This is a genomic window from Microbacterium sp. Mcb102 (genome assembly GCF_024519805.1).
In the GTDB taxonomy this organism is placed as follows: domain Bacteria; phylum Actinomycetota; class Actinomycetes; order Actinomycetales; family Microbacteriaceae; genus Microbacterium.
Map to the genome: position 1 here is coordinate 791601 of NZ_JALJRG010000001.1, position 15395 is coordinate 806995.

General features: G+C 68.5%; 15 protein-coding genes. 5 read left to right on the forward strand and 10 right to left on the reverse strand.

The features are described from left to right. Nucleotides 1-68: 68 nt before the first annotated feature. The 8 genes from secF to OC372_RS03860 all read right to left on the reverse strand — a co-directional run bounded on the left by secF (nt 69) and on the right by OC372_RS03860 (nt 7087). Entirely contained in the window at nt 69-1058 is a 990-nt protein-coding gene (gene secF, locus OC372_RS03825) for a protein translocase subunit SecF (RefSeq protein ID WP_262000973.1), read from the reverse strand. Further along, nucleotides 1058-2806, reverse strand: a complete 1749-nt coding sequence (gene secD, locus OC372_RS03830; protein ID WP_262000974.1) for a protein translocase subunit SecD — start codon at nt 2804-2806, stop codon at nt 1058-1060. Before secD ends, secF begins: the two co-directional genes overlap by 1 nt. A gap of 56 nt (nt 2807-2862) precedes the next feature. Beyond that, entirely contained in the window at nt 2863-3264 is a 402-nt protein-coding gene (gene yajC, locus OC372_RS03835; protein ID WP_372466779.1) for a preprotein translocase subunit YajC, read from the reverse strand. Between the two features lie 72 nt (nt 3265-3336). Next, nucleotides 3337-4362: a Holliday junction branch migration DNA helicase RuvB gene (ruvB, locus tag OC372_RS03840; RefSeq protein ID WP_029263318.1), complete on the reverse strand. Its 1026-nt coding sequence runs from the start codon at nt 4360-4362 to the stop codon at nt 3337-3339. Further along, entirely contained in the window at nt 4355-4975 is a 621-nt protein-coding gene (gene ruvA / locus OC372_RS03845; RefSeq protein WP_262000975.1) for a Holliday junction branch migration protein RuvA, read from the reverse strand. Before ruvA ends, ruvB begins: the two co-directional genes overlap by 8 nt. 27 nt (nt 4976-5002) lie before the next feature. Continuing rightward, nucleotides 5003-5569 carry a crossover junction endodeoxyribonuclease RuvC gene (ruvC, locus tag OC372_RS03850; RefSeq protein WP_262000976.1) on the reverse strand — a complete coding sequence of 189 codons (567 nt, stop codon included), beginning with the start codon at nt 5567-5569 and terminating at the stop codon, nt 5003-5005. A gap of 45 nt (nt 5570-5614) precedes the next feature. After that, nucleotides 5615-6376: a YebC/PmpR family DNA-binding transcriptional regulator gene (locus OC372_RS03855; RefSeq protein WP_029263315.1), complete on the reverse strand. Its 762-nt coding sequence runs from the start codon at nt 6374-6376 to the stop codon at nt 5615-5617. Nucleotides 6377-6484: 108 nt separating this feature from the next. Next, a complete protein-coding gene (locus tag OC372_RS03860; protein ID WP_105709977.1) occupies nt 6485-7087 on the reverse strand; it encodes a hypothetical protein in 603 nt (200 codons plus the stop codon). Nucleotides 7088-7155: 68 nt separating this feature from the next. Here OC372_RS03860 and OC372_RS03865 point away from each other — a divergent pair, with 68 nt between their 5' ends. Then, nucleotides 7156-8550: a pyridoxal phosphate-dependent decarboxylase family protein gene (locus tag OC372_RS03865; RefSeq protein WP_315985384.1), complete on the forward strand. Its 1395-nt coding sequence runs from the start codon at nt 7156-7158 to the stop codon at nt 8548-8550. A gap of 93 nt (nt 8551-8643) precedes the next feature. Next, entirely contained in the window at nt 8644-9591 is a 948-nt protein-coding gene (locus tag OC372_RS03870) for an aminoglycoside phosphotransferase family protein (RefSeq protein WP_105709978.1), read from the forward strand. On the opposite strand, the gene OC372_RS03875 is transcribed toward OC372_RS03870, so the two are convergent. Together OC372_RS03875 and OC372_RS03880 are read right to left on the reverse strand one after the other, a co-directional pair. Further along, nucleotides 9567-10229: a LuxR C-terminal-related transcriptional regulator gene (locus tag OC372_RS03875; RefSeq protein ID WP_105709979.1), complete on the reverse strand. Its 663-nt coding sequence runs from the start codon at nt 10227-10229 to the stop codon at nt 9567-9569. The genes OC372_RS03870 and OC372_RS03875 overlap by 25 nt on opposite strands. Next, a complete protein-coding gene (locus tag OC372_RS03880) occupies nt 10210-11493 on the reverse strand; it encodes a sensor histidine kinase (RefSeq protein ID WP_105709980.1) in 1284 nt (427 codons plus the stop codon). The genes OC372_RS03875 and OC372_RS03880 overlap by 20 nt, the downstream gene beginning before the upstream one ends. 123 nt (nt 11494-11616) lie before the next feature. Here OC372_RS03880 and OC372_RS03885 point away from each other — a divergent pair, with 123 nt between their 5' ends. The 3 genes from OC372_RS03885 to OC372_RS03895 all read left to right on the forward strand — a co-directional run bounded on the left by OC372_RS03885 (nt 11617) and on the right by OC372_RS03895 (nt 15369). Continuing rightward, a complete protein-coding gene (locus OC372_RS03885) occupies nt 11617-12357 on the forward strand; it encodes an ABC transporter ATP-binding protein (protein WP_219860756.1) in 741 nt (246 codons plus the stop codon). Next, nucleotides 12354-13697 (forward strand): FtsX-like permease family protein, encoded by a 1344-nt coding sequence (locus OC372_RS03890; protein ID WP_105709981.1) that lies wholly within the window; start codon nt 12354-12356, stop codon nt 13695-13697. The genes OC372_RS03885 and OC372_RS03890 overlap by 4 nt, the downstream gene beginning before the upstream one ends. A gap of 301 nt (nt 13698-13998) precedes the next feature. Next, nucleotides 13999-15369: a reverse transcriptase family protein gene (locus tag OC372_RS03895; protein WP_105709982.1), complete on the forward strand. Its 1371-nt coding sequence runs from the start codon at nt 13999-14001 to the stop codon at nt 15367-15369. Nucleotides 15370-15395 lie beyond the last annotated feature (26 nt).

Genomic DNA, 15395 nt, shown 5'->3' on the forward strand with positions numbered 1-15395 from the left:
CGATCACTTCATCCTACGCGTGCTGAGGGCGCCGAGCCTCCGCTCGGAGCGCCCTCGGCCCGGACTCCTCAGGCTTCGACGGACGCCCGGCTGCGAGCCTCGCGGATGCGGGCGTCGCGCTCCTTGAGCTGGGGCTCGTTCTCGCGGAACAGCGAGTAGAGCGGAGCGGCCACGAACAGCGTGGAGTACGTCGCGACGAGGATGCCGACGAAGATCGACAGCGAGATGTCGGTGAGCGATTCCGCACCGAGCCAGAAGGCGCCGATGAAGAGCACGGCACCGACCGGCAACGCCGCGACCACAGACGTGTTGATCGAGCGCACGAGCGTCTGGTTAACGGCGAGGTTCACCGATTCGCCGAACAGTCGGGCGGACTTCTCCCCGTCTTCGGTGGTGTTCTCCCTGACCTTGTCGAACACGACAGTGGTGTCGTACAGCGAGTACGCCAGGATTGTCAGGAAGCCGATGACGGCAGCCGGAGAGATCTCGAAGCCGGCCAGCGCGTAGATGCCGACCGTGATGACGAGCACGTCGAGCAGGCCGATGATCGCCGCCGCCGACATCTTCCACGTGCGGAAGTAGATCGCGAGGATCAGGAACGTGAGTGCGAGGAAGATGGCGAGCCCCCACAGCGACTGCTTCGTGACGTTCTCGCCCCAGGCCGGGCCGATGAACGACGACGTCACATTGGCGGGCTCCACACCGTAGGCGTCGGCGAGGGCTTCCGCGACGTCCTGCGTCTCGGCGGCGCTCATCTGGTCGGTCTGGACGCGGATGTCCTTCCCGTTCAGGACGACGACCTTGGTCGCGGCTCCCGGCACGACCGACTGGACGGCCTCCTTCGCGGTGTCCTGATCGACCGTGTCGGGCGCCTGCACCGTGAACTGGGACCCACCGGTGAACTCGATGGAGAACTGGATGGGGCGGATGAGCGGCACGAGGGCAGAACCGACGACGAGCACGATGGCGATGATGAACCACAGCCGACGCTTGCCGACGAACGGGAAAGAGGTCTTGCCGGAATAGAGGTTGTTTCCGAACTCATTCATGGAAGGCATCAGGCGTCTCCCTCACTTCCGGGCTTGGTGGGTCTGTCGCCCGCGAGTGCCTCGGCGCGCTTTCGTTCTGCGATGGTCTGGCGGCGATCCGCCTCGCCCCGGGAGCGGGCGTTCTTCGCACCGCGACCGGCCGATGCCGTCGAGACCTCCCGGTACTGGGACCGGCTTCGGTACACCGCACCGAGCGCCTCGGGGTCGAGGCCGGACAGCTTGTGACCGCCACCGAAGAATCGGGTGCGCGCAAGGAGCTGCATCACCGGGTGCGTGAAGATCACGAAGATGAACACGTCGATCAGGGTGGTGAGACCGAGTGTGAAGGCGAAGCCCTTCACCGTGGCGTCGGCGAGGATGTAGAGCACGACCGCGGCCAGGATGTTGATCGACTTCGAGATGTAGATGGTCCGCTTCGCGCGGCCCCAGCCGTCTTCGACCGCGGCGGTGATCGACTTGCCGTCGCGGAGCTCGTCTCGTATTCGTTCGAAGTAGACGATGAACGAGTCGGCGGTGAAGCCGATCGAGACGATCAGACCGGCGACGCCGGCGAGCGAGAGACGGAAGCCGAGCCGCCAGGCGAGGATGCAGATGATGATGTAGGTCAGGACGGCCATCACCGCGATCGAGGCGATGATCACCGAACCGAGCGCGCGATACACGATGAGCGAGTAGATCGCGACGAGTGCGAGACCGATGAGACCCGCGATCAGACCGATCTGCAGCTGCTGGGTTCCGAGAGTCGCCGAGATCGTGTCGGAGCTCTGCACGACGAAGCTGAGCGGCAGGGCACCGAACTTCAGCTGGTCGGCGAGCGTCGTCGCCGTCTCCTGCGTGAAGCTGCCCGAGATGCTGGGACGGCCGTCGAGGATGACGCCGTTCATCCGCGGAGCGCTGATCACGTCGCCGTCGAGCACGAACGCGAACTGATCGCGCGGGGACAGACCGTCGATGCGGTTCTGGTTGAGGCGCGTGCTGACCTTGCCGAAGGCGTCGCCGCCCTCGCCGTTCATGGTCAGCTGCACGATCCACGCGCCGGACTGCTGATCGCGACCCGCGGAGGCATCCGTGATCGCGGTGCCGTCGAGCTCGGCCGGTCCGAGGAGGAACTTCTGCGCCTTGTCCGGGGAGCAGGCGACGACCGGCTCGTCCTTCGGGGCACGGGCGGGGTCGTTGTCCGGGTTCTCGCAGTCGTAGGCCTGGAACTCCGCTGCCAGCTTGTCCGTCACCCATGACAGGTCGCTCGCGTCGGTCGGCTCGGCGGTCGGCGTCGCATTCAGCGACGGGTCCGGGCTGGGGTACGGAGTGGAGTTCCCGTCCTCGCCGACGAACTCGGTGCTCGCCGCCGTCGTGTACAGCACGGGTCGCAGCTCGAGCTGCGCGCTCGCCTGGATGCGCTCACGAGTCTGCGCATCCGCCTCGCCCGGGATCTGGACGACGATGTTCTGTCCGCCCTCGGTCGTGATGTCGGCCTCGGCCACACCCGACGCGTCCACGCGCTGGCGGATGATCGCCGCGGCCTGGTCGAGCTGCTCCTGCGTGGGAGCCGCTCCGTCCTCGGTCTCGGCGCTGAGGACGATCTGGGTGCCGCCCTGCAGGTCGAGTGCGAGCTCAGGAGTCCAGGAACTGACCGGCTGGCCTTCGGCGTCCTTGATGACGTACACGCCCAGCGAGTTGATGCCGAACAGAACACCCGTCACGAGGAGCAGGCCGAGGAGGACCCGCCAGGCGTGACGGACGGGAGAAGATGAAGCCACGTGTGTTCAGCTTTCTGGGAGGACGGAGATCCGAAGGGCCGCGCCGGCCGCGGAGATTACTTGTCGTCGGCGTCGCGCTCGAGGCGAGCGCGCGTCTCCTCGGGGGTCTCGAGCGCGGGGGCGGCCGCCTCGTCGACGGCCGGCTCCTCGATCACATCGACAGGGGCGTCGACGATCGCGTCCTTGGGCTCGACGACGCGGAGGATCGCCTGGCTGTGGACGTCGATGATGGTGCCCGGCGCGATCTCGACGAGCGCGGGCGTGTCGAGGTCGTCGGGGTCGTACGAGACGATCGTCCCGTAGATGCCGCCCTGCAGGAGCACCTTGGCGCCGGGAACGGTCTTGGTCGCCTTCTCCTCCTGCTCGGCCTTCATCTGCTTCGTGCGCTTGCGCGTGTTGAAGATCATGAAGACGAGGAGGACGGCGAGAAGGCCGAAGAGCAGGAATTCCATGGGCATGGGGGAAGCGCCTTTCTCAGGTGCACGCTCCAGCCTTTGGGCGCGCGAAGGTAACCGGGAAGTCTTCAGTGATTATAGGTCATCCAACTTAAGCATCCCGTCCGGATGCGCGACGCCGAGATGCGCGTAGGCCTCCGGCATCGCCACACGACCGCGCGGCGTGCGTCCGAGGAAGCCGATGCGAACGAGGTACGGCTCCACCACGCTCTCCACGGTCTCGCCCTCTTCGCCGACCGCCACGGCGAGCGTGCTCAGGCCGACCGGTCCTCCGCGGAAACGGCGGACCAGCGCCTCCAGCACCGCGCGGTCCAGCCGGTCGAGGCCGATCGCGTCGACGTCGTAGAGTTCGAGCGCCGCGCGCACGTCATGGATCGTGGCCCCGCCCTCGCCGTGCACGAGGGCGTAGTCGCGGACCCGGCGTAGCAGGCGGTTCGCGATGCGGGGGGTGCCTCGGGAGCGGCGTGCGATCTCGGAGAGCGCATCGGTCGGCACGTCGACGCCGAGGACCGCGGCCGAGCGGGCGATGACCTGCTCGAGCTCGGACTCGTCGTAGAACTCCAGGTGTCCGGTGAATCCGAATCGGTCGCGCAGCGGATTCGGCAGCAGGCCGGATCGCGTCGTGGCCCCGACGAGTGTGAAGGGCGAGAGCTCGAGCGGGATGCTCGTCGCTCCGGCGCCCTTGCCGACCATGATGTCGATCCGGTAGTCCTCCATCGCCAGGTACAGCATCTCCTCTGCGGAGCGCGCCATGCGATGGATCTCGTCGATGAAGAGCACCTCCCCCGGCACCAGGCTGGAGAGCAGGGCTGCGAGGTCGCCGGCGTGCTGGATCGCCGGGCCGCTCGACATGCGCAGCGGCCGCTCGCTCTCGTGGGCCACGATCATCGCCAGCGTCGTCTTCCCGAGCCCCGGGGGGCCGGCGAGCAGGATGTGGTCGGCAGGACGGCTCTGGATGCGCGCAGCTTCGAGCAGCAGCTGCAGCTGTCCGCGTACCTTCTGCTGTCCGACGAAATCGCCCAGGCTGGTCGGGCGCAGTGCGCCCTCGATGGCGAGCTCGGTCTCGTCGGAGGGTTCGGTCGCGTCGAGGGGGTCAGCCACGAGCCTGGCCTCCCTGCGCGGGGCCGAGGAGCGCGAGGGTGCGTCGCAACAGCAGGGCCACGGTCGCCCGCTCGGCCTCCGTCGCCTCGGATGCCGTCTGGGCTGCCGCCTCGGCGGCGACCTTCTCCGACCAGCCGAGGCCGACCAGCGCCGCGGCCACCTGCGTGACCACGTCGGTGCCGCCCGACATCACGGGCCTCGACGGTGCCGCGAAAGCCTGCACCTTGCCGGCCAGCTGCAGCACGATGAGTTTCGCCGTCTTGGGCCCGATGCCGGAGACCCTCCGGAACGGCGCGTCGTCTTCCGCGGTCACGGCTTCGGCGATCTGATCGCCCGTGAGGTGCGAGAGCACCCCCAGCGCCGACTTCGGTCCGACACCGGTCACGCTGATCAGCAGTCCGAAGATCTCCAGCTCGCTGCGATCCGCGAAGCCGAACAGGGAGAGCGAGTCCTCGCGGACGATCAGACTCGTGTGCAGGAGGAGCTTCTCCCCCACGGTCGCGGTGTGTGCGACGTCGGCAGGGACGGCGACGGCGAACCCGACACCGCCCACGTCGATGACGACCTGATCGGACGTCGCATGCAGGACGACGCCGTGCAGTGAGGAGATCATCACCTCAGCCTAGGGCGTGGTTCGGACCTATGTTCGAGCGACACGCTTCTCGGCATCCGCCCATGCCCGTTGCGCCGGAGTCAGCGTCCCTTGCCCGGATGCAGTGGGTCCGCCGCGACGCCAGGCGTGGCACAGCGCGATCGCCAGAGCGTCCGCGGCGTCAGCCGGCTGCGGAAGCGCATCCAGGCGCAGGATGCGCGCGATCATGGTCTGCACCTGCCGCTTGTCGGCCGCGCCGTAGCCGGTCACGGCCGCTTTGACCTCGCTCGGCGTGTGCGTGGCGGCGGGCAACCCGGACTCGGCCGCGATCAGCAGCGCGACTCCGCTGGCCTGAGCCGTCCCCATCACGGAGTGGGTGTTCTGCTGGGCGAAGACGCGCTCGACGGCGACCGCGTCCGGGCGGTGCTCAGCGATCACGGCGCGGATGCCAGCGGCGACGATCGCGAGACGATCGCCGGTCTCCGCGTCCGGCGATGACCGGATCACTCCCACGTGCACCAGCGTGCCGCGACGCGAAGGATCGACGTCGACGATTCCGACACCACAACGCGTGAGCCCGGGGTCGATGCCGAGCACGCGCAGAGAGGAGGTCACTCCCCCAGGCTAGGCGCGCGAGGAGACACCGGCCGTCCGGCGCGCCTACGCGTCGTCGTTCTCGAGCTCGGCCTGCACCTCGGCCGACAGGTCGAAGTTGGTGAACACGTTCTGCACGTCTTCGCTGTCTTCGAGAGCATCGATCAGGCGGAAGACCTTCCGAGCGGTGTCGGCGTCGATCTCGACCTTGAGGTTCGGGACGAACTCGACGTCCGCCGACTCGTAGTCGATCCCGGCTTCCTGCAGCGCGCTGCGCACGGCCACCAGGTCGGTCGCCTCGGTGATGACCTCGAAGCCCTCGGCATGCGGCTCGATCTCCTCGGCTCCCGCCTCGAGCGCCGCCATCATGACGTCGTCCTCGGTGGTTCCCTCGGAGCCGACGACGATGACGCCCTTGCGGCTGAAGTTGTAGGCGACGCTGCCGGGGTCGGCCAGAGTCCCACCGTTGCGACTGAGGGCCGTGCGGACTTCAGCGGCTGCGCGGTTCTTGTTGTCGGTCAGACACTCGATCATGAGGGCGACGCCGTTGGGTCCGTAGCCCTCGTACATGATCGAGAGATACTCGACGGCTTCGCCACCGATGCCCGCACCGCGCTTCACCGCGCGGTCGATGTTGTCCTTGGGGACGGACGTCTTCTTGGCCTTCTGAACGGCGTCGAAGAGCGTCGGGTTGCCCGCCAGGTCGGGTCCGCCGAGCTTCGCGGCGACCTCGATGTTCTTGATGAGCTTGGCCCAGGACTTCGCGCGCCTGGAGTCGATGATGGCCTTCTTGTGCTTCGTGGTCGCCCACTTGGAATGCCCGGACATAAGTCTCCGCTCGTCGTATCCGCCCCGGAACGTGCCCAGGGCGTCGTCCATTCTATCGAAAAGCCGCGGTCGACCGAGCGGCGTCCACCGCGGCCGTCCGCGCAGCCCTCATTCGCGCGGGTCGCGGCCCTGCAGGGTCACCGGGGCCGCACCGATCTGCAGCAACATGCGCGATTCATCGCCGCGCGCGACGCGCACATGTTCGGTGATGTACCCCGCGACCTCGTCGCTCGGCTCACCCTCGGCACAGGTTCCGACCGCGGTGTTCGCCTGCCGGACGAGCGCCATCATCATGGGGACGCGCTGGAGGAGGCGATCGGCTTCCTCCGGCTTGCCGACCGCTTCGGCGATCGCCCGCTCGCCCTTCGTCTGGTAGTCGCAGGCGAGCACGTGGGCTGCTCCGAACGCGGCCTGATCCCGCAACGGGGCGGTGGGATCGTGCAGGGCGTAGTAGCGGGCGACCTCGTCACGGAGCCACGGCACCAGCGGCAGGAGAGACTCCTGCGTCGCCTGATCGAGTTCTCCGCCCTGCAGCACCGGCTCCATCGCCGCCACGACCGCGTCCATCCATCCGCGCAGCGCAGTGGTGCGCGCCTCGTCTTCGGCGGCCCCGTTGATCATCGCCGACGCGCGATCGTAGACATGCAGTCGCTGCAGATTCATGTAGAGGTTGTTCAGGCCGATGAGTTGCCATTCCCGTGCGCCGATCATGCGCTCAACCCTACCGAGGCGTCGCGCGACCTCTGGCGCGAGAAGACACCCGGGTGTAGGCCTGAGGCATGAACGAGATGGCTCCTGACGACAGGTCGCGCGCACTGGATACCGCGCATCACGCCGCCCTCCGCTTCCTCGACTCGGTCGCCGAGCGACCGGTGTGGCCACGGGCTTCACTCGACGACATGCTGACGACCTTCGGCGGCCCGCTCCCGGAACACGGCATGGATCCCGCGACTGTGGTCGAGGAGATGGCCGTGCTCGCCGATCCCGGCCTCGTCGCGATCCCCGGCGGCCGCTTCTTCGGCTTCGTGATCGGTGGCACCCATCCGGCCGCCCTCGCCGCCGACTGGCTCGTCTCGGCGTGGGATCAGAACTCGGGCTCGTCGACCCTCACACCCGCCACGGTCGCGATGGAACGCGTCGCCGGGCAGTGGATGCTCGACCTCTTCGGCCTCCCCGCGACCGCCAGCGTCGGTTTCGTCACGGGCGGGCAGCTCGCCAACTTCACCTGCCTCGCCACCGCTCGACATGCGGTGCTGGCGCGCGCAGGGTGGGACATCGCCGAGCAGGGATTCCACGGTTCTCCCCCGCTGCGGTTCGTCGTCGGCGCGGACCGGCACGGGTCCATCGACCGTGCCGCACGCTTCCTGGGGATCGGGCGGGCGGAACTGACGGTCGTCCCGTCCGACGATCAAGGGCGTATGAGCCCGGATGCGCTCGAGCAGGCTCTCGCCGGCGGCGACGGCCCCCTCATCGTGTGTCTGCAGGCCGGAGAGGTGCACACGGGCGCCTTCGACGACTTCGCCGCGCTGATCCCCATCGCGCGACGTCACGGCGCCTGGGTGCACATCGACGGCGCGTTCGGGCTGTGGGCGGCGGCGTCTGCCGGGTTGAGCCACCTCACCGCCGGCATGGCGGATGCCGACTCCTGGGCGACGGACGCCCACAAGACGCTGAACGTGCCGTACGACTGCGGCATGGCGATCGTGCGCGACCCGGCGGACTCCATCGCGGCGTTCCGCACCGGAGGTGACTATCTGATCTATTCGGGGCTCGACCCGTGGGATGTGACGCCCGAGCTCTCGCGACGCGCCCGCGGGGTTCCCGCGTGGGCCGCGCTGCGCAGTCTCGGACGCTCGGGCATCGCCGAGCTGATGGACCGTCTGCACGCGAACGCCGTCGCGATGGCTGCGGGGCTCCGATCCGTGGAGACAGTGGAAGTCATCAACGACGTCGTCTATACCCAGGTCATGTTCCACCTCGGCTCCGACCGGGCGACGCGCGCGCTCGGCGCGGCGATCCTCACCGAGGGGACGGCGGCCATGACGGGTGCCGAGTGGGGCGGCCGTGCGGCCCTGCGGTGCTCGATGTCTTCGTGGGCGACCACCCCGGAGGATGTCGACCGCACCGTCGAGGCCATCCGCGGCCTGGTCGCCGCGGGTTCACGCGCCGAATGATCGAGATCGTTGGCCCTGCCGCCGGCTGCTGCTAGCGTCGAGGAACCCGTGCCCCGGGGATGCCGCGACGCTGCGAGCGAAGGGAACGACACGATGAGCGCAGGCGCCGATCGCCTTCGACCGGAGTGGACCGCACTCCCCCTGGTGCTGCGCGCGCGCATCGTCGACAGGATCGGAGGACGATTCGTCCGCGATGAACCGGCCCAGAGCGGATTCAGCGCGTCCTACGCGGGTGTGGTCACCACCACGAAGGGAAAGGCCTTCGTGAAGGCCTGCGCGCGGGACTGGCATCCTGATTCCCTGCACTTCCTCCGTGCCGAGATGCAGGTGCTCGCGACGCTGCCACCGACGGTCGCCCCGGCAGTGCTGGGCGAGGTCGACGAGACTGCCGGTTCCGCGCTCGTGCTCGAAGCGATCGACGGACACCACCCCGGCAGCCCCTGGTCGGCGGATGATCTGCATTCGATCGCTGCGACCCTCCGCATCGTCGCCTCGACGAAAGCGCCGCTCGATCTGCCTGACGCGGCCGACAGCATGTCCGACTTCACCCGATGGGAGGTTATCTCCCTCGATGAGCGTCTGCTCGCAGGTCTCCCGGCCATGGTGCGTGGGCGGATGACCGACCTGCTGCGCATCGAACAGGGCTTCCGTGCTGCGGTCGGCGGAGACGTCATCGCCCACGACGACGTGCGGGCCGACAACATCCTCATCAGTGATGGGCACGCACGATTCGTAGACTGGCCGCACGCCCGCCGCGGAGCCCCCTGGATCGATCTCCCCTGTCTGCTGCCGAGCGTCGAGGCATCGGGCGGTCCCGCGTGCGAAGAGACATGGCCGCTGTTCGAAGAGCACGGAGCCCCGCCCGTTCACGACATGCTGCCGGTCATCTCGGGCTTCGCGTCTTACCTCTGGTTCGCACAGGCACAACCCGAGATTCCGCAGCTTCCCGGACTCCGCGCATTCCAGCGGGCGCAAGCCGGACCCGCGCTGCGGTGGCTCGCCGCCCTGCTGCAGGTTCAGGATCGCGCGGCGTCGAGGTAGGTCAGCACCGCTCGCACTCGGCGGTTCTCCTCGACAGGTCCGAGGCCGAGCTTGGTGAAGATGTTGCCGATGTGCTTGCTCACGGCCGCGTCCGTCAGCGTGAGTGAGTCGGCGATGTCGGAGTTCGACTGTCCGTCTGCCATCAGGCCGAGCACCTCACGCTCGCGACCGGTGAGCGCGTCGAGCGGTCCCTGGCGCGAGCTGCTCAGGAGGTGCTGGACCACGTCCGGGTCGATGACGGTGCCACCCGCTGCGACCGTGTCGAGTGCGACCGCGAAGTCGCGGACACGGCTCACCCGATCTTTCAGCAGATAGCCGATGCCGCCACCCGGAAGCGTGAGCAGTTCTCGCGCGTACGTGTCCGCGATGTACTGGGAAAGCACCATGACCGGTTGCGCCGGGTGCAGGGCGCGGATGTCGAGCGCGGCGCGGAGCCCATCGTCCGTGTCGTCCGGCGGCATGCGCACGTCGGTCACGACGAGGTCGGGCGCATCGCCGGCCGCGGCCAAGCGCTCGAACGCCTCCCGTAGCTCGGGCGCCGACTGCGCGGTCGTGACGACGACGTGGCCGAGCCGTTCGAGCAGAGCCGTGAGCGCCTCACGCAGCAGAGCGGAGTCTTCAGCGAGCAGCAGACGCATCCGGCACCGCCCATTCCCTATGCAGCGGCATCGTCATGTGGAGCGTCGTCGGCCCGCCGTCCGGGCTGTCGATCGTGAACCGACCACCGAGGGTGGCGGCGCGTTCGGTGAGTCCTCGCAGGCCCGTTCCGCCATTCGCATCCGCTCCGCCCTGTCCGTCGTCGGTGGCGAGCACGTCGAGGACGTCGTGCCTCACCCCGACACGCACGGTAAGCCTGGTCGCGACAGTGTGCTTGGCCGCGTTGCTGATCGCCTCCGTGACGAAATAGTATGCGGCTGTCTCCACGGGCGCTGGAAGCCTGCCCAGGTCCGAGATCTCGAGCCGGAGCGGGATCGGCGCCCGGTCGGCCAACTCGTCCAGGGCCGCTCGGAGACCGTGATCGGTGAGAACGGCAGGGTGGATGCCGCGCACGGTGTCCCGCAGCGTCGCCATCGCGTGCTCCGCCTGTCCCTGGGCGGCGTCGAGCGCACCGCGGACCAGGGCAGTGTCCGAACCCGTCGCGTCGAGGTCGTCGAGTTCGAGACTCACCATGCCGAGGCGCGCGGCGAGCGTCACGAGCTCTTGCTGGACGCCATCGTGCAGGTCGCGTTCGATGCGCCGCCGCTCCGCCTCGAAGGCTTCGACCAGCGCAGCGCGCGACTGCACGAGACGCTCCACGTTGCGCGTCATCTCGTGCAGTCGAGGACCGCAGAGCGAACGCAGCAATGTGGCCTGGCCTGCGGCGAGCACGGCGTTGGCGTAGGCGAACACGCACAGCGAGAGCGCGGCGATCGGGACGAGCAGCAACCAGGTATGAGGAGTCGCGACGATCCAGACGTCGCCGAAGAGGTTGAGCCGCGTGGGTCCACGCACGCCGGACACGGCGACGTAGACGAGGAGCACGAGCAGCAGGCCTTGGAAGAACAGCACGGCGAGCACGAGCCAGCCGACGACCAGATCGACCAGCAGCGCGACGGTCTCCCTCCAGGTCGCTCCCTCGTTCATCCGCACGGACAGCCAGATATGACGTTGGTCGCGCCGGAGGGGAACGTGACCGGACGGCTGAGCAGGAAAACCCAGGAGCCGGGTACGTCGCCGCTCGAGCGCGCCGATCACGATGCCCCACAGGGGCAGAAACAGCAACGTCAGGATGGCGATCGGCAGCAGCAGAAGACCGATCGCAACGCTCGCCGACAGGTAGCCGAGCGCGCGCCATGGCCACGCGCCGAACAAAAACCGCCAGGGTGCGCGCATCACCGCGTGCCACATGGTCGGCGCTCTCATGCCTCAACCCTACGGATCGCGGAGCCGGGCAGTGGGCGATCGAGCGAAGAGTAGAGCCAGCTCTACCGCGACTGTCCACTCCGGTCTCTCGCGCCGCCTCCCGGTGCGCGCTCGAATGGGGGCGTGATCGAACCATTGATTCGCGCCGCGAACCTCGAGAAGACATTCCCCGGAACCGGTCGGAAGGAGCCGCGCGTCCCCGTCCTGCGCGGGATATCCCTCGATGTGCATCCCGGCGAGATGGTGAGCATCGTCGGTCCGAGCGGTTCCGGCAAGTCGACCCTGCTCTACTGCCTCTCGGGTCTCGAGCCCTACGACACCGGGAGCGTCCACCTCGCAGGACGAGAGCTCTCGTCCCTTCGGCGCGGCGCGCTCGCCGCCCTGCGTCGCCGTCACGTCGGATTCGTGTTCCAGTCCTTCAATCTCATCCCCTCGCTGACGGCGCGGGAGAACATCGCGCTTCCCGCCCGGCTTGCGCGGCAGAGCGTGCAGCGCGCGGACGTTGACCGTGCGCTCGCCGACGTCGGCCTGACGGACCGTGGCGGGCATCGCCCCGGACAGCTCTCGGGCGGCCAACAGCAGCGGATCGCCATCGCCCGCGTGCTCGCCCTGCGGCCGGACATCGTGTTCGCGGATGAACCCACCGGATCGCTCGACACGGCCACGGGCGCCGACGTGCTCCGCCTGCTTCGCGCATCTGCGGGCGATGGCAGATCCGTCGTCATGGTCACCCACGATCTCGAGGCCGCCGGGCTCGCCGATCGCGTCCTCGTGCTCCGCGACGGGAGCATTCATCGAGAACTGCGACGGCCCACTCCGGAACAGGTTCTCGAGGCGATCACTCTCGCCGGGGCTTCGGCATGATCGCCCTGATCGTCTCCGATCTGATGTTGCGGTGGCGCGTCTGGTTCGGAGTGCTCACTGTGACCGTCACCTCCGGATTCGTCGGTGCGCACGCCGCCGGTCTGCTCGAGACCGGTGCCTTCCACGGTGGCGCCGTGCAGGAGGGGCTCGCCAGCACCAGCTCCGCTGTGATCATGTTCGCGGCCATCACAGCGCTCATCGTGCTCGGTTCCACGGCGAACCTCACGATCGCCCTGCAGCTGCGGGACTACGCGCTGTGGCAGCTCGTCGGCGTCCGGCCCGCGCTGGTCGCCGTCGTCGTTCTCACCCAGCTCGGCGTCATCGGCATCATCGGCGCGTTCGTCGGCTGGCTCCTCGCGCTGCTGATGTTCCCGTCCCTCTTCGTCTGGGTGTTCCGGGAGTGGCCCGAGATGCAGGGCGTGAGCCTCCACCTCGGTATCGGCAGCGGCCTCATCGTGATCGCCGCGGTTGCGCTCACCGTGGTTCTCGGAGGACTGCGCAGCGCGCGACGGGCGAGCCGGACCCCGGCCATCGAGGCGCTGCGTGATGCGGAACCCCCGCGGATCCGGATGGGATGGTTCCGCATCATCCTGACCGTGTCCGCGCTCGGAGGCACCACGGCGCTCGCGATGAACCTCGACGGCGACGCGTCGATGTCCGCTTTCTCGGGGCAGGCCATCCTGTTCACGCCGTTGATCGCGGCCGCCCTCGCCGCCGCGGGGCCGGTGGTGTTCCCTCTCGTCCTCCGCGGCTGGACTTCGCTACTGCCGACAACGGTCTCCGCGACGTGGTTCCTCGCCCGGAACTCCGCCCGTTACCGCCTGGCACGCTCGAGCGCGGCGATCGGTCCGCTCATGGTTGCGATCGCCCTCGCGGGCGGGCTCTACACGACCGGCGCCACGATGGCCGCAGCGGAAGCCGCGCGAAACGGCAGCGACGCGGGATTCGATCTCGCCCCCGAGGGAGTCGTGATCCTCCTCGGCGGGCCCCTCCTCCTCGCGGGCGTGGCGGCCGCGGCGACCGTATTCATGTCCGGTCATACCCGCGAGCGGGAATTCGCGCTCATCCAGGCCGTGGGCTCCACGCGCGGTGCGATCGTGCTCACCGCGATCTGGGAAGCTGTGGCCTATGCGGTCACTGCGGCCATGTTGGGGGTGGCCGCCACTGCGGTCGGAGGCCTCGTCATCGCCGGAAAGCTCTCGCTGCCCGGCCCCGTCATCGCGTTCCCGACGATCGGGCTGATCGCCGGCGGTGGACTCGCCCTGCTCCTGGCCGCCACGGTGCTGCCGACGGTCACCGCGCTCGGCACCGAGATTCCCCGCTCCCTCGCCGTGGAGTAGACACAGTCGCGATCCGAGCGCGGCCGCAGGGGCTGACGCGCTCGCATACTCGCGAAGGGCCGCGACGCCATCCGGACGTTGGTGTTCCTTGCTATCGTGGCCGCGTGCGATGGCTTGCGGACGAGGCGAGTGGTTCACGACGTGTTCCGCTCTCTCCGGGGTCACCCCGGGGTACGCAGTCTGACCTGGAACGAACGCCGCAGGCGCCTTACTGCGCTTCGCGCAGACCGGTGCCCGCACTGATGGACGAGTCGTACGCAGGCCATCGCACGCCCGGCGCCCGTTCCGCGGCTGCCCTCTGATGGCGCCCTCCACCGCATCACGCGTGCTGGGGCGCACGCCGCGACCGTTGCCGTCGTTGGTGGCCGCCTCTCTGGCCGACGCTTTCCTCGCCTCACAGGTCTGGGCGAAGGAGCAGCTCGTCGAGGCCGGCGCGTACGTCATGGGAGCGCGTCGCCGTTGGCTCTCTCCGCTCGTCGGCGACGTGTTGACCGCCTTCGTCCGCCCGCCTGTCGATGCCCCGCGACTGCTGACGTCGGTGATCCTCCGTTCGCCCGATTTCGCCGAAGCGGTGCGCAAAGCCGACGAGCGCCGTTCGCCGCTGCGCATCCACCACCACGTAGTCGGTCCGTCGTCGTCGCAGCCGCCCTCGGGCGCTCTTCCCCGCATCGACAGCATCCCGGATCTCGCCGCCATGCTCGATCTGGACGTCGGCCGGCTCCAGTGGTTCGCCGACACCAAAAACTGGAATCGGCGCGCGCGCACAGGGGCCTTGCACCACTACCGGTACGAGTGGCGCACACGGCACGGGCGGATCCCCAGGTTGCTAGAGATCCCGGAGCAACGGATGCGCCGTGTGCAGCGCAGTCTCCTGGAACAGGTGCTCGGCCTCATAGCCGTGAACGATGCCGCCCACGGTTTCATGCCCGGTCGCAGCGCGGCCACCGGGGCGGCGCTCCACACGGGGGCCGACATCGTCATATCCCTCGACCTCACCACGTTCTTCTCACGCGTGACGGGCGGTCGCATCTACGGAACACTTCGGCAGTCGGGACTGTCCGAACCCGTCGCGCACGTCGTGACCGGGCTGTGCACCAACGCCGTTCTTCCGCGCGTGCTTGCTGCCATGCCACCGGGCGGATCATCCGACGAGCGGTTCGCCCTGCGTCGGGCTCTGGCCACGAGTCATCTGCCGCAGGGCGCTCCCTCCTCGCCGATGCTTGCCAACCTCGCCATCCGGCGCCTCGACTCACGGCTGACGGGATGGGCGGATGCCGTCGACGCGACCTACACGCGATACGCCGATGACCTCGCGTTCAGCGGCGGTCCGAGACTCGCGAAGCGACCTGATGCCTTCATCCGTGGTGTGCAGCGGATCATCGAGGACGAGGGGCACGTTGCCAACCCGCGCAAAACGAGGGTCCGACGCCAGGGCGTCAGGCAGAGCGTAACCGGAATCGTCGTCAACCAGCGAACGAATGTCTCACGAGACGACTATGACCGGCTCAAGGCGACGATCCACAACTGCGTCGTGCACGGTCCGCGCAGTCAGAATCACCGCCGACTCGACGATTTCCGCGCACATCTGCTCGGCCGCATCTCGTGGGTCGAGAGCCTGAACCCCCAGCGAGGCGCGAAACTCCGGGCGGAGTTTCTGCGTATCCGTTGGTGACCGGTGCGACCAGGCACGAGTGGCCA